This window comes from Flavobacterium sp. IMCC34852 (genome assembly GCF_030643905.1).
Lineage (GTDB): Bacteria > Bacteroidota > Bacteroidia > Flavobacteriales > Flavobacteriaceae > Flavobacterium > Flavobacterium rivulicola.
The window spans coordinates 1,010,287-1,028,524 of record NZ_CP121446.1 but is presented as its reverse complement, the minus strand read 5'-3'; the positions used below and the strand labels follow the sequence as shown (position 1 = coordinate 1,028,524).

Here is an 18,238-nt window from a genome sequence, read left to right as displayed (position 1 = left end):
AAATTTTCAAATACCCGACCAAACCGTTAGTCTGACTATCTATTTATATGTTACTTTTTTAACTGCTTTTATTACATCTTCTGCATTTGGCAACCATTCTTTTAACAAGGTTGGCGAATAGGGAGCCGGTGTATCAGCCGTTGTGATTCTTTGGATTGGCGCATCTAAATAATCGAAGGCTCTTTCCTGAACCATATAGGTGATTTCAGAAGCTACGCTGGCAAATGGCCATGCTTCTTCCAAAACTACTAATCTGTTTGTTTTTTTAACCGAATTGATGATACAATCGTAATCCATTGGGCGAACCGTTCTCAAGTCGATGATTTCACATGAAATTCCTTGTTTTGCTAATTCATCAGCAGCGATAAAAGCTTCTTTAATAATTTTTCCGAAAGAAACGATGGTCACATCTGTTCCTTCTCTTTTCACATCAGCAACACCTAACGGTAGTGTGTATTCTTCATCAGGAATTTCCCCTTTGTCTCCATACATTTGCTCCGATTCCATAAAAATCACCGGATCATTATCACGAATCGCTGATTTCAACAAACCTTTGGCATCATAAGGCGTAGAAGGTACTACCACTTTCAAACCCGGCGTATTGGCAAACCAGTTTTCAAAAGCCTGAGAGTGTGTGGCTCCTAATTGTCCGGCTGAAGCCGTTGGCCCACGGAACACCATTGGCATTGGGAATTGTCCGGCCGACATTTGACGCATTTTGGCAGCGTTATTGATGATTTGATCAATTCCAACCAACGAGAAGTTGAAAGTCATGTATTCTACAATCGGACGGTTACCGTTCATGGCTGAACCTACTGCAATTCCGGCAAAACCAAGCTCTGCAATTGGTGTATCGATGACTCTTTTTGGACCGAATTCGTCTAACATTCCTTTAGAAGCTTTGTAAGCACCATTGTATTCGGCTACTTCTTCTCCCATTAAATATACTGATTCGTCGCGACGCATTTCTTCACTCATCGCTTCGGCAATCGCTTCTCTAAATTGTATCGTTCTCATATATGATTTTGTTACGGTCAATAATTTTGAAAGGCAAAAATAAAAATTAAAAATGATTAAAAAACATTTCTGAGCCTTAATTAATAGCCTATTAACAAGTCTTCGAGACAAGACCATTTTTAATCATCAACGAAATCGATTGAAATTTGAAAAAATTATATGCATGCATATAAAAATTAGAAATATATTTTATACTTTTACGCTCAGAAAAAATCACTAAATAAATATTGCAATGAAAATATTAGTTTGCATCAGTCATGTGCCTGATACTACTTCAAAAATCAATTTCGTTAACGGTGATTCTGAATTTGACACTAATGGTGTGCAATTCGTAATCAATCCTAATGACGAATTCGGATTAACCAGAGCCATTTGGTTCCAAGAACAACAAGGCGCAAATGTTACTGTAGTCAATGTTGGCGGTGCTGATACTGAACCTACTTTAAGAAAAGCATTAGCCATAGGTGCCAACGAAGCGATTCGAGTAAACGCTACGCCTACTGATGGTTTTTTTGTCGCCAAACAATTAGCCGAAGTGGTAAAACAAGGCGCTTACGATTTAGTAATCTGTGGTAAGGAATCTTTAGACTACAATGGCGGAATGGTACCTGGAATGTTGGCCGGTTTATTGGATTACAACTTTGTAAACTCTTGTACCGAATTGACTATCGATGGAAACTCAGCCAAAGCCGCGCGCGAAATAGACGGCGGAAAAGAAACCATCGCCGCTTCTTTACCTTTAGTTATTGGTGGCCAAAAAGGATTGGTAGAAGAAAAAGACCTACGTATTCCAAACATGAGAGGAATTATGACGGCAAGAACCAAAGTATTGACAGTTTTAGAACCGGTTGGTGCTAACAACAATACCAAAGCGGTAAAATTTGAAAAACCGGCACCCAAATCAGCGGTAAAATTATTCTCTGCTGATGATTTAGACGGATTGGTCAATGCCTTACACAACGAAGCAAAAGTTATCTAATTTTAAAACGAAAGACATGTCATTATTAATATATGCAGAATCGGCAGACGGAAAATTCAAAAAAGTAGCTTTTGAATTGGCATCGTACGCGAAAAAAGTAGCCGAATCATTAGGAACAACGGTAACTGCTGTAACCGTAAACGCCGGCAATGTTTCCGATTTATCCAAATACGGTGTAGACAAAGTATTAAAAGTAACCAATGATAAATTGGCTAACTTCAATGCCAAAGCTTACGCCGATGTAGTAAAACAAGCCGCACAAAAAGAAGGTGCGAAAGTAATTTTACTTTCTTCTACAACCGACAGTTTGTACATGGCGCCACTGGTAGCCGTTGGCTTAGACGCGGGATTTGCTTCGAATGTGGTGGGATTACCTTTGAGCACTTCGCCTTTCCAAGTAAAAAGAAATGCTTTCTCTAACAAAGCGTTCAACATCACTGAAATCTCAACCGAGGTAAAAGTTTTAAGTTTAGCCAAAAACTCATATGGTTTAGTAGAAAGCGCTGCTTCAGCTACCGAAGAAGATTTCGCACCCAACTTAAACAATGCCGATTTCAACGTAAAAGTAGAATCTGTAGAAAAAACCACCGGAAAAGTAACTATCGCTGATGCCGATGTAGTAGTTTCGGGCGGACGTGGTTTAAAAGGTCCGGAAAATTGGGGCATGTTAGAAGAATTGGCCACTGTGCTGGGCGCTGCAACCGCTTGTTCTAAACCTGTTTCTGATTTGGGTTGGAGACCTCACAGCGAACACGTAGGCCAAACCGGAAAACCGGTAGCAACCAACTTGTACATCGCCGTGGGAATTTCGGGAGCCATTCAGCACATTGCCGGAATCAACTCTTCTAAAGTGAAAGTAGTGATTAACAGCGATGCCGAAGCACCGTTCTTCAAAGTAGCGGATTACGGGATCGTTGGTGATGCCTTTGACATTTTACCACGTTTGACACAAAAACTAAAAGAGTTTAAAGCTCAAAACGCTTAAACCGTTATTAATTCATTCCAAGAGTCGTTGAAAACTTTATGTTGCAACGGCTCTTTTTTTGTGCTTTCCATTTTTAGAAGCGAAAAGTTTTTGTTACTTTGCAGTCCGTTTTCCTGCTGTCCGCACTACAAGGTAGTCGCTGCCATCAGGGCTAATGGGGAAACCATTTTTATATTTGTCAGCGTAAGAGTAGGGATACTTTGTACGCCAAACACCACATCAAAAAATAATGAGTTTAGTAAAACTAACCATCAAAGGAATTTCTTATAGCCAAACCCAAAACGGCGCCTACGCTCTAATCTTAAACGAAGTAGACGGCGAGAGAAAATTACCTATAGTTATTGGTGCTTTTGAAGCGCAATCCATCGCTATTGCCTTGGAAAAAGAAATCAAACCACCAAGACCATTAACACACGATTTATTCAAAAGTTTCGCTGACCGATTCGACATAGTGGTAAAACAAGTTATCATCCACAAGTTGGTTGACGGCGTCTTTTACTCGAGTATCATTTGCGAACGCGACAAAATAGAGGAAATTATCGATGCCCGAACTTCAGATGCTATTGCTTTAGCACTTCGATTCAACGCACCGATTTTTACCTACAAAAACATCTTAGACAAAGCCGGTATTTACCTCAACACTAACCCAACCGACCTCGAAAATCAAAACACTGAAGACGAAGGGGTATTATCTACTCCGGAAACTTTCGGACTAGACAGTGAAGGCAATGCCGGAGATGCTTATGTGAGCATGAGTCTTTCGGAACTACACGAAGCTTTGGAAAAAGCCGTTCAGGACGAAGATTACGAGAAAGCAGCGAAAATTCGCGATGAAATATCAAAACGAGAAAGTTAATTCGGTTATTTGGTTATTCGGTTATTCGTAACAAATTACCAAATCCACAAATCCACAAATAACCAACAATGAAGCAATACCACGATTTAATGCGACACGTTATGGAAAACGGTTGCCAAAAAGGAGACAGAACCGGAACCGGAACCAAAAGTGTTTTTGGTTATCAAATGCGATTTGATTTAAGCGAAGGTTTCCCCATGGTGACTACCAAAAAGTTGCATTTAAAATCGATTATCTATGAATTGCTTTGGTTTTTAAAAGGCGATACTAATATTGCTTACCTCAAAGAAAACGGCGTCAAAATTTGGGACGAATGGGCCGATGAAAATGGCGATTTAGGTCCGGTATACGGTCACCAATGGCGCAATTGGAACAGTGAAGAGATCGACCAAATCACTGAGTTAATAGACACTTTAAAGAAAAACCCGAATAGCCGACGCATGTTGGTTTCCGCCTGGAATCCATCTGTTTTGCCCGATACTTCAAAATCTTTTTCAGAAAATGTAGCGAATGGGAAAGCGGCTTTACCACCGTGTCATGCATTCTTTCAGTTTTATGTGGCCGATGGGAAATTGTCTTGCCAACTGTACCAAAGAAGTGCCGATATTTTCTTGGGCGTTCCGTTCAATATTGCGTCTTATGCTTTGTTTACGATGATGATTGCTCAGGTATGTGACTTGCAAGTGGGTGAATTCATCCATACTTTTGGCGATGCCCACATTTACAACAACCATTTCGAACAAGTGGAATTACAGTTGTCACGCGAACCAAGACCACTACCAAAAATGATTTTAAATCCGGAAGTGAAAAATATTTTCGATTTTACTTTTGAAGATTTCACGTTAGTAGATTATGATCCGCATCCTCATATTAAAGGTGCTGTAGCGATTTAAACAAACAATCATGAAAATAAAACTGCTTTATTTCTTTTTCTTTTTTACAACAATTCTTTTATCGCAAAACAACCAAGATAAAGTTATTTTTTTGGATTCTTTAGGCAAAGAGACAACTGCTGAAAATTATAGTTACAAAAGAGTCATAAAAGATTACTACAAAGAAAAATCTGAATACCAATGGTTAGAATATTACAAATCAGGCGGTCTTAAATCAGAGCAAAAGCTGAGCGGTAAAGATGGTGGATATTCCATAGGTGAAGAAATCAAATATTATGAAAATGGGAATAAGAAAAGTTCCACTTTTTATGAAGATAAAAGGCAAGCCGGAAAATATACGGAATGGTTTGAAAATGGTAATTTAAAGCAAATAGGAAAATTTAACCCTGAAAAGTTCAATACAAATGAGTATTATTTAGCCGAAACCATTTGGGATGAAAATGGAGTCAAAATGGTTGAAAACGGCAATGGTTTATTTGATTTTCATGCCGATAAGACTCACACAAAGGGCGAATATAAAAACGGAAAGAAAGATGGTATTTGGACAATGACGAGTGAAACATATTCCTATGTAGATGATTATAAAGAAGGTGATTTTATTAATGGCTATCACATCGACAAAAACGGCATTAAAAAAGAATATCAAGTTTTAGAAAAAAAGCCTGAACCTAAAAAAGGGTTACAACATTTTTATAAGTTTATTGGAAGTAATTTTAAGCCTACCCGTGATGGGGTTAAGAACAAAGTAAAAGGAAAGATTTACCTTAATTTTGTTGTGGATAAAGACGGAAAAATAAGTGACATTAAAATCATAAGAGGATTAGGCTATGGTTTAGATGAAGAAGCTATTAGAGTCCTTGAAGAATATCCTGAATGGTTTCCGGGAGAACAAAGAGGTGTAGCTGTAAGATGCATGTATTCATTACCAATAGCACTTGATTATAGTAAATAAAAAAATCCGTCTCGAAATCGAGACGGATTTTTTCTTCTAACCAAAACTAAAACCTATAGTGCTAAAACACTATTTTCTGCTCCGGCAAATTCGTTATACGCATAACTGTCTGCCTCAGGATCGTTTACATATGAACCATCCACTAAATATTTAAACTCGAAAGAGTTGTCTTTTGGTAAATCAAAAGTTGCTTTGAAGGTTCCGTTTTTTAATTTAGATAATTCACCTTCAGCCGGATTCCAATTATTGAAATCGCCTACTACTGCTGCAGTATTAGCCTCTTTTGCCTCGATTGAAAAGGTAACTTTAACAACCGGTTTTGTTTTTATAACTTGTTTCTTGATAGCCATAACTAATTCATTTATAGATTACTGAGACAAAGTAAAGTGATTTTTTTATATCTTTTACACGCTTAATTATTTTTATGACATTGCTAAAAACATAGCCAAATAAAAAGAAGATTTACAATTTAAAAGGACTAAAATTTTACATCTGCCATTAAGAAATCGGTTTCGTAATACATTATTCCAAAATGAGATTTTATCATTTTAAAAATAAATTTTATCTTTAAAGCACAAATTTCGTCTTATGGAGAGTAACCAACACGAATTATACGAATACGCCCGGAACAGAATCAACCAAAAAAAGCGTTTGTTTCAACACTTTATTGTGCTGGGCATTGGTAGTGTTTTTTTGTTTACGGCGAATCATTTGTTGAATTATCACGACGAAACCAATTGGTGGATTTGGATCGTAGCCGTTTGGTGTAGTCTTTTCATTTTTCATGTTATTAAAGTACTTATCACCGACAGTTTTATGAATAAAAACTGGGAAAGAGCCCAAATAGACAAGTTGATGCTCAAACAAACCAAAAAAATTGAGCAACTCAAAAACGACTTGGAAAATACAAAACCTACAAAATAATGATAACACTTATAGCCGCTGTGGCTGAAAACAATGCATTGGGCAAAGACAACCAACTGCTTTGGCATTTGCCCGATGATTTCAAAAGATTCAAAACCCTGACATCCGGTCATTACATTATTATGGGTAGAAAAACTTTTGAAAGTTTTCCAAAGCCGTTACCCAATAGAACTCATGTAATTATTTCCCGCCAAAAAGATTTTCAGCCCGAAGGTTGCATTGTAGTTGATTCCTTGGAGAAAGCCATTGATATTTGCCCCAAAGAGGAAGACATTTTTGTCATTGGCGGAGGCCAAATTTACAAACAATCCATCGCTATAGCGGATAAAGTTGATATCACTCGTGTGCATCACTCCTTTGACGCAGATACTTATTTTCCGGAGATTGATTTGAACCAATGGCAATTGGTTTTTGAAGAATTCCATCCCAAAGACGAACGGCATGAATTTGATTTTACGTTTCAAACCTTTATCCGAAAATAATAATTCGCTCCACAATTCTTAAAGAAAATCATAAGCCTTATCGCAATTAAAATATTGGCTTATATTTGTCGAAAATTCGAGCATGTCAAAGCAAATTACACCTTACAAAGAATCCACTTTAGGCAAAAAAGAACAAGTCACCCAAATGTTTGATACCATTTCGGGAGAATATGACGGTTTGAACAGAGTCATTTCGATGGGGATTGATGTCAAATGGAGAAAGAAGGTAATCGAATTGGTCAAAGCCAAAAATCCTGAAAACGCACTTGACATTGCCACCGGAACAGGAGATTTAGCTATCATGATGGCCGAATCCACAGCAGCAAAGAAAATTATAGGATTGGATTTATCGGTTGGAATGCTCGAAGTAGGCAAGAAAAAAATTCTGGATAAAAACTTAGCCGATAAAATAGAAATGGTAGTTGGTGACAGCGAAAATATCCCATATCCCGACAACTATTTTGACGCGATTACCGTTTCGTTTGGCATCAGAAACTTTGAAACTTTGGAAAAAGGTTTGGCCGAAATCTATCGCGTATTAAAACCCAACGGTATTTTTGTAATTTTAGAGACTTCGGTTCCTACGAAATTTCCTTTCAAGCAAGGTTATGGTTTTTACACCAAATTCATTCTGCCACTAATCGGAAAACTATTTTCTAAAGATAATAGCGCTTATGGTTACTTGTCAGAATCAGCGGCTAATTTTCCTTTTGGTGAAGCTTTGAACAATATTTTGCGAAAAGTTTCGTTTATAGAATGTAAAGCAATGCCGCAAACTTTTGGAGTAGCTACCATTTATACTGCTACAAAAAAATAAAAACTGTATTCTCTGCCTGAGCATGAAAAAAATAATTGTCTTTTTTACCTTCTTTACTCTCAGTGTGCAAGCACAATTTGGGACAAGTATCTTCTCTAAAGATCCCATTGTCAATTTGGAAAACTTTGATAAACAAAGAGTCTATTGGGGTTATTTTTTAGGTTTTAGTTCTTTTGATTTCAAAACCGATTACAAAGTCCCAGGACAAGACATTAATGTAAAAGGAAATAGCGGTTTTAATGTAGGCTTGGTTGGCGTTTTAAGATTGCACGAATATGTAGAATTGCGTTTCGAACCCGGATTGTATTATGCCAGCAGAACGTTAACCTATCCCGGATTTACCAATGAACGCGATGCTTTGAGAGAAGTAAAAGCGACTTATATTGACTTTCCGTTAATGCTGAAATTTTCTTCGCTTCGTACCGGAAATGTGAGACCTTATTTATTAGGCGGTGTTGGAACCACACTCAACTTATCGAGTAATTCTAAATCAAAAGACGACAACTCGGAACAAAAATTCAGAGTCAAACCTTGGACACAGAATTATACTTTTGGTTTTGGGATAGATTTATATTTTGAATACTTCAAGTTTTCACCTTCCATCAGAGGTGTTTTCGGATTTAATGACGAGTTAATCCGCGATGATGACCCAAACAGCCCTTGGACAGGTAACATTGAATCATTGAAAACCCGTGCAGTTTTAATCAACTTTACTTTCCACTAGAAATTTCTTCTAAACTCACTTAAACATATTGCAGTGGCTGTAGCTACATTGAGGCTTTCGGTTTGTTGAATATCGCCAAATCTGGGAATCGCAATTCTGTTTTTGATGATTTTTTCTACCGAAGTTGAAATTCCATTGGCTTCGTTGCCAAAAATTAAAACACCCTCTGTTGGCAACACTTCTTTATAAATATTTTTGCCATCCATAAAAGTCCCGAAAACCGGAAGTGACGTTTGGGCAATAAAATCCTGTATATCCAGATAAACCAAATTCACTCTGGTTATAGAACCCATCGTAGCCTGAATTACTTTTGGATTATACACATCGACCGTTTCCTTGGAACAAACCAATTGTTTCACACCAAACCAATCGCAAAGTCGTATAATGGTTCCCAAATTACCCGGGTCGCGAATGTCATCGAGCACAACTATCAAACCTTTGTCCTCTATGATTTTGGCTTTTGGTATTTTGAAAATGGCCAAACACGAACTTGGAGAAGTCAAGACCGAAATTCGCTTCATATCGACTTCTTTTATCAATGTTTTTTGGGACGGAAGAACACTTTCAAAAATACTTTCAGTCTCAAATAAATGTTCGAGCACAATATTTGATTGTAACAATTCCTGTATTACTTTTACACCTTCGGCTATAAACAACTGATGCTCGTTTCGGTATTTTTTATGTTGAAGACTGGTAATTAATTTTATTTGGTTTTTACTAACCATAAAATACTGTATTTTTGAATTAAATATTTCGCACCACTTGAAAAAGAGTATCACAAAAATATCATTATTTATTCTAACCGGACTAATTATCTTTGGTTGTAATACAACAAAAAGAGTTCCTGACGGGAAAAGACTACTCACTAAAAATGATATCTATGTTGATGATCAAAAAAATAATTTAGAAGAAGTCACCAACCAACTCTATCAAAAACAAAACAGTGCTATTTTAGGGTATCGTTTAAGATTGAACCTTTACAATTTGGCAAAGCCGAAATCAGACTCGTTGTTCAAAGCCAAAATGATTAAAAACCCCAAACGTTATTACCATAAAGCCAATTGGCTTTCTAAAAAACAAGTCAAGCGATTGGGAGAATCTTTTCTTTATTCGGGTCTTGATAATTTCTTGAGAAAAACAGGCGAAGCTCCGGTTATATTGGATACGGCAAGCACCAAAAAATCATTGCGCCGTTTAAAATCCTATTATTACAATCGTGGTTATTTTGATGTCACTACAAAATATAAAATAGACACTATCGACAAGAAAAAAGTCAAACTCCGATACGACATCAATACCGGAAAACCCTATATTATTGACAGCCTTAACGCCTACATTGCTAGTGCTCCTTTGGATTCAATTTATCAATTGAGAAAAAAAAGCTCCTTAATCAAAACCGGTCAACGTTATGAAACCAGCATCTTTATCGAAGAAAAAAAGCGCATCACCGAGGATTTCAGAAACAATGGTGCTTTTCGTTTCCAACAAAATTATGTGAGCTTTGATATTGACACCATCAATAAAAAACACAGACCCAATGTAAACTTGGTCATCGAAAATGAAATCATTCGAACTGAAGACAGTGTACAAACAAAACCATTTGAATTGTACAAAATCAGTAAAGTAAATATTTACACCGATCACAGTCCGACCAATCCCAATGCAACTGTTAAAGATAGCGCGACTTACAACGACTTTACACTTTACAGTACCGACAAATTAAAATACCGACCTAAAGCCATAACCGATGGAATTTTTGTAACCAAAGGCAATTATTTTTCAGACTTCAGAACCTCGGTTACTTCCCGATACTTGAGCAATCTCAAAGTATTCAATTATCCGCTGATTCAATATGTGGAAGATAAATCCCAAAAGAACAGTTTGATTGCCAATGTGTATTTGACCCCGAGAAAGAAATATACTTTCGGGTTTTCTACTGACTTTACCCACTCCAATATTCAGGATTTCGGGATAACCGGAAACACTTTCTTAAGTATCAGAAACGTATTTAATGGTGCGGAAACTTTTGAAATTGGTTTCAGAGGTAACATCGGTTCGTCAAAAGATTTGAGTAATCCTAACAATACTTTCTTTAATATTTCAGAAATTGGGGTTGATGCCAAGTTGAATTTTCCCCGCATCTTTTTGCCTTTCAAAACAGACAAAATCATTCCGAAAACTATGATTCCTTACACTACTTTGAGTGTAGGTTATTCTAAACAAACCAATATCGGGTTAGACAAACAAAATTTTACCAGTTCACTGACTTACAATTGGACTCCGAAAAGAAACACGAGTTTTAAATTTGATTTAATCAACATCCAGTTTGTAAAAAACCTGAATCCTTCGAACTACTTTAATATTTATAAGTCGTCTTATAACACGGTAAATGAAATTGCGCAAAGTTATCCTAATGTCAATCCGGCTTATTTTGATGATGGTAATTTGAGGATTGAAGATGGTGTTTTGGCATTTTTTAATGATGTGAGTAATGGACTTGTGCCTGTAACTTTACCCGATGCGAAATCACTCTTGAGTATCGCTGAAAGAAGAGCAAGATTAATTGAAAACAACTTGATTTTTGCCTCTAACATTACCTTTACTAAAACCTCAAAAAAAGATTTTTTTGACAATGATTTTTTTGCCATTAAAGCCAAAGTAGAATCGGCAGGAAACCTGCTTTCCCTTTTAGCCAGAGCTTCCAAACAATTACAAAATCAAAACGGCGCCAATACTTTCTTAGATGTAGAATTTTCACAATACATCAAAACCGAATTCGAATACATCAAACATTGGGATTTAAGCCGTAAAAAAGTTTTGGCCGTCAAAGCTTTTGGAGGTATCGCCATTCCGTATGGCAATTCTGAAGACGTTCCTTTTTCGCGTAGTTATTTTGCCGGAGGAACCAATGACAATCGCGCTTGGCAATCCTATAGTTTAGGTCCGGGCGCGAGCGGTAGTTTTTTAGATTTTAATGAAGCCAATATGAAGCTGACCTTTAGTGCCGAGTTTCGTTTTAATATTTTCCAACAATTAAATGGCGCGTTTTTTACAGATGTGGGTAATATTTGGAATGTATTAGACAATACTGAAGACGAAGATTATATTTTTAACGGATTACAATCACTTGAAAATATCGCTGTCGGTTCAGGGTTCGGGTTCAGATATGATTTTAATTTCTTTATTGTTCGCTTGGATTTAGGATTCAAGACCTATAATCCGGCTTTGGAAGAAAACGAAAGATGGTTCAGAGAAATGCGCTTCAATAAATCCGTTTTAAATATTGGAATAAATTATCCTTTCTAAAATCAGAAATTATTATTTTTGTAGCCCGTTCCGAAGTTTCGGAATTGGAATTAACTTAAAAACAACATAAAACAATGGCTCATAATATCAAACCGGGAGTTGCTACCGGAGATGAAGTACAAGCAATTTTTAATTACGCTAAAGAAAAAGGATTTGCACTTCCTGCTGTAAATGTTATCGGTTCAAGTACTATTAATGGTGTTTTGGAAACCGCTGCCAAACTAAATGCACCGGTAATTATACAATTCTCCAACGGTGGTGCTCAGTTTAATGCAGGAAAAGGACTTTCAAATGCAGGAGAAAAAGCAGCCATAGCCGGTGGTATAGCCGGAGCCAAACACATTCATACTTTAGCAGAAGCTTACGGTGCTACAGTGATTTTACATACCGATCACTGTGCCAAAAAATTATTGCCTTGGATTGATGGTTTGTTAGACGCTTCTGAAAAACATTTCGCAGAAACCGGAAAACCGTTATTCTCTTCACATATGATTGACTTGTCAGAAGAGCCTATCGAAGAGAATATTGAAATTTGCAAAGAATACCTAGCTCGTATGAGCAAAATGGGAATGACTTTAGAAATCGAATTGGGTATTACCGGAGGTGAAGAAGACGGTGTTGACAATTCTGATGTTGATAGTTCAAAATTATACACCCAACCCGAAGAAGTAGCTTATGCTTACGAGGAGTTGATGAAAATTTCTCCAAAATTTACTATAGCTGCGGCATTTGGAAACGTTCACGGGGTTTACAAACCGGGCAACGTAAAATTGACTCCGAAAATCTTGAAAAATTCTCAAGATTATGTTCAAAACAAATTCAATACCGGTGCAAATCCTGTAGATTTTGTTTTCCACGGAGGTTCAGGTTCTACTCTGGAAGAAATCAGAGAAGCGATTTCTTATGGGGTTATTAAAATGAATATTGATACCGACTTACAATTTGCTTTCACCGAAGGCATCAGAGATTATATGACCTCCAAAATTGATTATTTAAGAACTCAAATCGGAAGTCCGGAAGGCGCTGATTCACCAAATAAAAAGCACTATGATCCAAGAAAATGGATTCGCGAAGGTGAAGTCACTTTCAACACCAGATTAGAGCAAGCATTTGCCGACTTGAATAACGTAAACACATTATAAAGTACAAAGTACAAAGTACAAAGTACGAAGTTGAAATAAATTAATATTAATAAAATAGTGTTGGAACAGAAGATAAAACTTCTAACCTCCAACTTCTAACTTCTAACTTAATTATGGCTTGGTTTAAAAGAACAGAAAAAGGAATTCAAACCGCTACGGAAGATAAAAAAGACGTTCCTAAAGGACTTTGGTACAAATCGCCCACCGGAAAAATTATTGACCAAGATGAATTGGCCAGAAATCTTTGGGTTAGTCCGGAAGATGATTTTCACGTAAGAATTGGCAGCAAAGAATACTTTGAAATCTTGTTTGACAACAATGAATTCATAGAGTTAGATGCCAAAATGACCTCTAAAGATCCTTTGAACTTTGTAGATACTAAAAAATATTCCGACCGTTTAAAAGACGCTATCGACAAAACAGGATTAAAAGATGCTGTTCGAACAGGTGTTGGAAAATCAAAAGGAAAAGACTTGGTGGTTTGCTGTATGGACTTTGCTTTTATTGGTGGTTCAATGGGCGCTGTTGTAGGTGAAAAAATTGCCCGTGGTATCGATTATTCCATCAAAAACAAAATCCCTTTTGTAATGATTTCAAAATCGGGTGGAGCTCGTATGATGGAAGCGGCTTATTCCTTGATGCAGTTGGCCAAAACCTCTGCAAAATTAGCCCAATTGGCAGAAGCTAAAATTCCATATATTTCATTATGTACTGATCCGACTACCGGAGGAACCACAGCTTCTTACGCCATGTTAGGAGATATTAACATCTCTGAACCGGGCGCTTTGATTGGATTTGCCGGACCACGCGTAGTTCGTGACACTACAGGAAAAGATTTACCGGAAGGTTTCCAAACGGCCGAATTCGTTTTAGACCATGGTTTCCTTGATTTTATTGCACCAAGAAAAGAACTGAAAGACAAAATCAACTTGTACATTGATTTGATTTTGAATCAGGATGTGAGATAATTTAACCACATAAGAGACATAGTATATAAAGACACAAAGTTTATGCTTTGTGTTTTTTTATATCTGACTGTACAGTCAAAAAATGTCTTGTCTGCTTGAGACTACATTCCGCTTCTTATGGCTTCCACAGGATCTAGTTTAGACGCAGAGATAGCCGGTAATATTCCGGAAACCAATCCAACAAACACCGATAATCCGGTTCCGATAATAATATTGCCCAAACCTAGGACAAATTCAAAATCCAATACGTTGGTCAACAACATGGCCAGCAACCAAACAATTACCAAGCCAATCAAACCACCAATCAAACAAAGAATGATAGCTTCAAACAAAAATTGCAGGAGGATAAATTTATTTTTAGCGCCCAAAGATTTTTGAATTCCGATAAGGCTGGTTCTTTCTTTTACCGAGACAAACATAATATTGGCTATCCCAAATCCGCCCACCAAAAATGAAAAGAAACTGATTATAATACCTCCGACACGCAAACTTCCCAAGAGACCATCAATCATATCGGTAAGACCTGATAAAATGTTAATGAAAAAGTTATCAATATCACCTTGCTTTACCCCTCTGAAATTGCGAAGTTTTTGAGAAATATCTCCTTTCAAAGCATCAATATCAGTTCCCTTTTCGGGTTTTATTACAATTACCGGTAATACTTGAGGATTGTTATCTCCATAAATTCTTCTCAAAAAAGTGGAAGGAAAAAAAGCCGAAGTATCATCTCCACCACCAATGTCAATTCCGGAACTTCCTTTCTTTTTGGTGACTCCAATGACGGTAAATCTTTGTCCGTACATTCGAACAGTCTTTCCTATCGGGTCATTTCCTTCAAAAAGATTTTGAGCAATATCATAACCCAAAACCACAACTTGTTTTCCGGAATAGGATTCCGCATCATTAAAAAATCGACCTTGAGAAAACTCCATCCGTTGTACATCGACAAACTCTGCAGTTACCGCGACCATATTTACCGCTTCAGAGGTAATGGATTCATAAGTAATATTTTGATTGACCGTGAAATACTGAAAACAAGAATTTTCGACATGTTTCAAAGCGGTCTTCATATATTGGTACTCGTCAAAAGTCACATTCGGAAATTGCTCTCTTTTCCATCTCGGGATGTCTGTTGGGCCAAAAGACTGGCTGGTCAAATAAATTGTATTCTTATCCAGCGAACTCAGGTCGTTTTTTATTTTTCGATCTAAAGAATCGACCGCTGCCAAAACCGCTATGATAGAAAAAATACCAATAGTTACACCTAATAGCGAGAGCATTGTACGCAATTTATTGTTGCGCAAAGCATTCATGGCAAAGGCAAAACTTTCTTTTAGCAGTCTTAAGTAGAGTAACATTTATGGCTGATTTTGTTTAAGGCAAATTTCCATAAAAATAATGAAAATGCCGATTCTTTTGTATGTTGCCTTATTTGTGTCAAAAAACAAAATATTGTTACAATTCCCACTTGAATTTTGGCATTAAAAAAGCTACTTTTGTCCCCTTAAAACTATCTGTCCTTAGACATACACAACACACAGAACATGAGCACACCAAAAACAATCCAATCAGCCTTAATTTCGGTCTTTTCTAAAGACGGTTTAGAACCTATTGTTCGTCAACTACACGAACAAAATGTAACGCTTTATTCAACGGGCGGAACCGAAGAATTCATTAAAAACTTAGGAATTCCGGTAGTTCCCGTAGAAGAAATTACTTCTTTCCCTGAAATTCTTGGCGGAAGAGTAAAAACATTACACCCAAAGATTTTTGGCGGCATCTTAAATCGTCAGGACAATTCTTCGGATGTGGCACAGATGAAGGAATTCGACATTCCTCAAATTGATTTGGTGATTGTTGATTTATACCCATTCGAAAAAACAGTAGCTTCAGGTGCAAGCGAAGCGGATATTATAGAAAAAATTGACATCGGCGGTATCTCATTGATTCGCGCTGCGGCTAAAAATTTTAAGGATACCGTAATCGTGGCTTCGGTTAATGAATATAAGCTTTTGTTGGATTTGATTTCGACCCAAAACGGCGCCACTACCTTGGAACAAAGAAAAATAATGGCCGCCAAAGCTTTTCATGTTTCTTCCAATTACGACAGTGCTATTTTTAATTATTTTAATACTGATGAAACTATTTTCAAAGTAAGTATTGACAACGGACAAGTGTTGCGTTACGGAGAAAACCCGCATCAAAAAGGATTCTTTTTTGGCGAATTCGACAAAATGTTTACCAAATTGCACGGTAAAGAATTGTCATACAACAATTTGTTAGACGTTGATGCTGCCGTAAACTTGATTTTAGAATTCAAAGAAAACGACCCAACTTTCGCCATCTTAAAACACAATAACGCTTGCGGTTTAGCTACGAGAAGCAATATGAAAGAGGCTTACTTAGCGGCTTTAGCCGGTGATCCGACTTCTGCTTTTGGCGGTGTTTTAATTGCTAATGGCAACATTGATGAAGCTACTGCCAACGAAATCAACAACTTGTTCTGTGAAGTGGTTATTGCGCCAAGTTATGATGAAAAAGCCATTGCGATTTTATCTGAAAAGAAAAACAGAATTATTTTAGTACAACATGAGGTTGAATTGCCTCAAAGACAAGTCAGAACCTGTTTAAACGGATTGTTGGTACAAGATAAAAATAACATCACAGACAATAAATCACACCTAACTTACGTTACTAATACTAAGCCAAGCGATCAAGAGATTGAAGATTTATTATTTGCTTCAAAAATTTGTAAAAATACTAAATCAAATACGATAGTATTCGCAAAAAACAGTACATTAGTAGCATCGGGAACCGGACAAACTTCGCGAGTAGATGCCTTGAAACAAGCGGTTGAAAAAGCCCATAGTTTTGGTTTTGACTTGAACGGAGCAGTAATGGCCAGTGATGCTTTTTTCCCTTTCCCGGATTGTGTGGAATTGGCTCACAACGCAGGAATTACAGCAGTTATTCAGCCCGGTGGCTCGATAAAAGATGAATTAAGTATTAATTTTTGTAACGAAAATAAAGTTGCAATGGTATTTACAGGAACGCGTCATTTCAAACATTAATTTGTTTAACTTTGTGCGTTAAAAATTATATAAACGTTTAAACCCTTAAAAGACTTATGGGATTTTTTGATTTCATGACCGAGGATATAGCCATTGACCTTGGTACAGCCAACACTCTGATTATTCACAATGACAAAGTTGTAATTGACAGCCCTTCAATTGTAGCCCGTGATCGAATATCAGGCAAAATCATAGCGGTAGGAAAAGAAGCCAATATGATGCAGGGTAAAACTCATGAAAACATTAAAACCATTCGTCCTTTGAAAGACGGGGTAATTGCCGATTTTGATGCCTCTGAAAAAATGATTTCGATGTTTATCAAAAGCATACCGGCTTTAAAGAAAAAAATGTTTACTCCTGCCCTTCGCATGGTAGTTTGTATTCCTTCCGGAATTACTGAAGTAGAAATGCGTGCGGTAAAAGAATCGTGTGAGCGTGTAAACGGAAAAGAAGTTTACTTAATCCACGAACCAATGGCTGCGGCAATTGGTATTGGTATCGATATTATGCAGCCAAAAGGAAACATGATTGTAGATATCGGTGGTGGAACAACAGAAATTGCAGTTATCGCTTTGGGTGGAATTGTTTGTGACAAATCGGTTAAAATTGCCGGTGATGTTTTCACGAATGATATCGTTTACTACATGAGAACGCAACACAATTTATTCGTCGGAGAAAGCACCGCTGAGAAAATCAAAATCACTATCGGAGCAGCTACTGATGATTTAGAAACACCACCGGATGATATGTCGGTACAAGGTAGAGATTTATTGACCGGAAAACCAAAACAAGTAGAAGTATCCTATAGAGAAATTGCCAAAGCTTTAGACAAATCTATCCAACGTATCGAAGATGCGATTATGGAAACTTTATCACAAACACCGCCTGAATTAGCAGCTGATATTTACAATACAGGAATCTATCTTGCCGGTGGAGGTTCAATGTTGAGAGGTTTAGACAAACGTATTTCTCAAAAAACAGATTTACCGGTTTATATTGCTGAAGATCCATTAAGAGCCGTAGTTCGCGGTACCGGAATGGCGCTTAAAAATATTCCGAAATTCAGAAGTATTTTAATTAAATAATTAGCCGTTAAGACTATTTATTTTTTACCTTTATTTC

18 protein-coding genes are annotated in these 18,238 nt (G+C 37.0%); 14 read left to right on the top strand and 4 right to left on the bottom strand.

Features of this window, described 5'->3' with window-relative positions; genetic code table 11:
* Nucleotides 1–39 precede the first annotated feature (39 nt).
* Entirely contained in the window at nt 40–1,017 is a 978-nt protein-coding gene (locus P7V56_RS04550) for a pyruvate dehydrogenase complex E1 component subunit beta (protein ID WP_171220872.1), read from the bottom strand.
* A gap of 232 nt (nt 1,018–1,249) precedes the next feature.
* On the opposite strand from P7V56_RS04550, the gene P7V56_RS04545 reads away from it, so the two are divergent.
* The 5 genes from P7V56_RS04545 (at nt 1,250) to P7V56_RS04525 (ending at nt 5,682) form a co-directional block, all read left to right on the top strand.
* A complete protein-coding gene (locus P7V56_RS04545; protein ID WP_171220873.1) occupies nt 1,250–1,996 on the top strand; it encodes an electron transfer flavoprotein subunit beta/FixA family protein in 747 nt (248 codons plus the stop codon).
* 16 nt (nt 1,997–2,012) lie between these two features.
* Nucleotides 2,013–2,981: an electron transfer flavoprotein subunit alpha/FixB family protein gene (locus P7V56_RS04540; protein WP_171220874.1), complete on the top strand. Its 969-nt coding sequence runs from the start codon at nt 2,013–2,015 to the stop codon at nt 2,979–2,981.
* A gap of 229 nt (nt 2,982–3,210) precedes the next feature.
* On the top strand, nt 3,211–3,837 hold the full coding sequence (locus P7V56_RS04535; RefSeq protein WP_171220875.1) for a bifunctional nuclease family protein: 627 nt from the start codon (nt 3,211–3,213) through the stop codon (nt 3,835–3,837).
* 68 nt (nt 3,838–3,905) lie between these two features.
* A complete protein-coding gene (locus P7V56_RS04530) occupies nt 3,906–4,730 on the top strand; it encodes a thymidylate synthase (RefSeq protein ID WP_171220876.1) in 825 nt (274 codons plus the stop codon).
* Nucleotides 4,731–4,740: 10 nt separating this feature from the next.
* On the top strand, nt 4,741–5,682 hold the full coding sequence (locus P7V56_RS04525; RefSeq protein ID WP_171220877.1) for an energy transducer TonB: 942 nt from the start codon (nt 4,741–4,743) through the stop codon (nt 5,680–5,682).
* Between the two features lie 53 nt (nt 5,683–5,735).
* On the opposite strand, the gene P7V56_RS04520 is transcribed toward P7V56_RS04525, so the two are convergent.
* The gene (locus P7V56_RS04520; RefSeq protein ID WP_171220878.1) at nt 5,736–6,032 is read right to left on the bottom strand and encodes an isoamylase early set domain-containing protein; all 297 of its coding nucleotides are present in this window, start codon (nt 6,030–6,032) and stop codon (nt 5,736–5,738) included.
* 238 nt (nt 6,033–6,270) lie between these two features.
* On the opposite strand from P7V56_RS04520, the gene P7V56_RS04515 reads away from it, so the two are divergent.
* The 4 genes from P7V56_RS04515 (at nt 6,271) to porT (ending at nt 8,629) form a co-directional block, all read left to right on the top strand.
* Complete coding sequence (locus P7V56_RS04515; protein ID WP_171220879.1) at nt 6,271–6,606, top strand: 2TM domain-containing protein; 336 nt, start codon at nt 6,271–6,273, stop codon at nt 6,604–6,606.
* Nucleotides 6,606–7,088 carry a dihydrofolate reductase gene (locus P7V56_RS04510; protein WP_171220880.1) on the top strand — a complete coding sequence of 161 codons (483 nt, stop codon included), beginning with the start codon at nt 6,606–6,608 and terminating at the stop codon, nt 7,086–7,088. Before P7V56_RS04515 ends, P7V56_RS04510 begins: the two co-directional genes overlap by 1 nt.
* A gap of 82 nt (nt 7,089–7,170) precedes the next feature.
* Complete coding sequence (ubiE, locus tag P7V56_RS04505; RefSeq protein WP_171220881.1) at nt 7,171–7,905, top strand: bifunctional demethylmenaquinone methyltransferase/2-methoxy-6-polyprenyl-1,4-benzoquinol methylase UbiE; 735 nt, start codon at nt 7,171–7,173, stop codon at nt 7,903–7,905.
* Between the two features lie 22 nt (nt 7,906–7,927).
* Nucleotides 7,928–8,629 (top strand): type IX secretion/gliding motility protein PorT/SprT, encoded by a 702-nt coding sequence (gene porT / locus P7V56_RS04500; RefSeq protein WP_171220882.1) that lies wholly within the window; start codon nt 7,928–7,930, stop codon nt 8,627–8,629.
* Here porT and P7V56_RS04495 read toward each other — a convergent pair.
* Entirely contained in the window at nt 8,626–9,354 is a 729-nt protein-coding gene (locus P7V56_RS04495) for a TrmH family RNA methyltransferase (protein WP_171220883.1), read from the bottom strand. The two genes, porT and P7V56_RS04495, sit on opposite strands and share 4 nt — an antisense overlap.
* Nucleotides 9,355–9,391: 37 nt before the next feature.
* On the opposite strand from P7V56_RS04495, the gene tamL reads away from it, so the two are divergent.
* The 3 genes from tamL to accD all read left to right on the top strand — a co-directional run bounded on the left by tamL (nt 9,392) and on the right by accD (nt 14,045).
* Nucleotides 9,392–11,935 (top strand): translocation and assembly module lipoprotein TamL, encoded by a 2,544-nt coding sequence (gene tamL, locus P7V56_RS04490; RefSeq protein WP_171220884.1) that lies wholly within the window; start codon nt 9,392–9,394, stop codon nt 11,933–11,935.
* A 74-nt stretch (nt 11,936–12,009) separates the two neighbouring features.
* Nucleotides 12,010–13,077: a class II fructose-bisphosphate aldolase gene (gene fbaA / locus P7V56_RS04485; RefSeq protein WP_171220885.1), complete on the top strand. Its 1,068-nt coding sequence runs from the start codon at nt 12,010–12,012 to the stop codon at nt 13,075–13,077.
* Between the two features lie 113 nt (nt 13,078–13,190).
* A complete protein-coding gene (gene accD, locus P7V56_RS04480) occupies nt 13,191–14,045 on the top strand; it encodes an acetyl-CoA carboxylase, carboxyltransferase subunit beta (protein WP_171220886.1) in 855 nt (284 codons plus the stop codon).
* 101 nt (nt 14,046–14,146) lie between these two features.
* Here the strand turns inward: accD and P7V56_RS04475 are convergent, their stop codons facing one another.
* Nucleotides 14,147–15,403, bottom strand: coding sequence for an ABC transporter permease (locus P7V56_RS04475; RefSeq protein ID WP_171220887.1), 1,257 nt, complete (start codon nt 15,401–15,403; stop codon nt 14,147–14,149).
* 186 nt (nt 15,404–15,589) lie between these two features.
* On the opposite strand from P7V56_RS04475, the gene purH reads away from it, so the two are divergent.
* Entirely contained in the window at nt 15,590–17,116 is a 1,527-nt protein-coding gene (gene purH, locus P7V56_RS04470; protein WP_171220888.1) for a bifunctional phosphoribosylaminoimidazolecarboxamide formyltransferase/IMP cyclohydrolase, read from the top strand.
* A 56-nt stretch (nt 17,117–17,172) separates the two neighbouring features.
* Nucleotides 17,173–18,201 carry a rod shape-determining protein gene (locus P7V56_RS04465; protein WP_121312631.1) on the top strand — a complete coding sequence of 343 codons (1,029 nt, stop codon included), beginning with the start codon at nt 17,173–17,175 and terminating at the stop codon, nt 18,199–18,201.
* Nucleotides 18,202–18,238: the final 37 nt, after the last annotated feature.

Excerpts from the sequence above, each read along its gene's own strand:
- P7V56_RS04550 (WP_171220872.1), bottom strand. The coding sequence starts at position 1,017 with ATGAGAACGATACAATTTAGAGAAGCGATTGCCGAAGCGATGAGTGAA.
- P7V56_RS04545 (WP_171220873.1), top strand. The coding sequence starts at position 1,250 with ATGAAAATATTAGTTTGCATCAGTCATGTGCCTGATACTACTTCAAAA.
- P7V56_RS04540 (WP_171220874.1), top strand. The coding sequence starts at position 2,013 with ATGTCATTATTAATATATGCAGAATCGGCAGACGGAAAATTCAAAAAA.
- P7V56_RS04535 (WP_171220875.1), top strand. The coding sequence starts at position 3,211 with ATGAGTTTAGTAAAACTAACCATCAAAGGAATTTCTTATAGCCAAACC.
- P7V56_RS04530 (WP_171220876.1), top strand. The coding sequence starts at position 3,906 with ATGAAGCAATACCACGATTTAATGCGACACGTTATGGAAAACGGTTGC.
- P7V56_RS04525 (WP_171220877.1), top strand. The coding sequence starts at position 4,741 with ATGAAAATAAAACTGCTTTATTTCTTTTTCTTTTTTACAACAATTCTT.
- P7V56_RS04520 (WP_171220878.1), bottom strand. The coding sequence starts at position 6,032 with ATGGCTATCAAGAAACAAGTTATAAAAACAAAACCGGTTGTTAAAGTT.
- P7V56_RS04515 (WP_171220879.1), top strand. The coding sequence starts at position 6,271 with ATGGAGAGTAACCAACACGAATTATACGAATACGCCCGGAACAGAATC.
- P7V56_RS04510 (WP_171220880.1), top strand. The coding sequence starts at position 6,606 with ATGATAACACTTATAGCCGCTGTGGCTGAAAACAATGCATTGGGCAAA.
- ubiE (WP_171220881.1), top strand. The coding sequence starts at position 7,171 with ATGTCAAAGCAAATTACACCTTACAAAGAATCCACTTTAGGCAAAAAA.
- porT (WP_171220882.1), top strand. The coding sequence starts at position 7,928 with ATGAAAAAAATAATTGTCTTTTTTACCTTCTTTACTCTCAGTGTGCAA.
- P7V56_RS04495 (WP_171220883.1), bottom strand. The coding sequence starts at position 9,354 with ATGGTTAGTAAAAACCAAATAAAATTAATTACCAGTCTTCAACATAAA.
- fbaA (WP_171220885.1), top strand. The coding sequence starts at position 12,010 with ATGGCTCATAATATCAAACCGGGAGTTGCTACCGGAGATGAAGTACAA.
- accD (WP_171220886.1), top strand. The coding sequence starts at position 13,191 with ATGGCTTGGTTTAAAAGAACAGAAAAAGGAATTCAAACCGCTACGGAA.
- P7V56_RS04475 (WP_171220887.1), bottom strand. The coding sequence starts at position 15,403 with ATGTTACTCTACTTAAGACTGCTAAAAGAAAGTTTTGCCTTTGCCATG.
- purH (WP_171220888.1), top strand. The coding sequence starts at position 15,590 with ATGAGCACACCAAAAACAATCCAATCAGCCTTAATTTCGGTCTTTTCT.
- P7V56_RS04465 (WP_121312631.1), top strand. The coding sequence starts at position 17,173 with ATGGGATTTTTTGATTTCATGACCGAGGATATAGCCATTGACCTTGGT.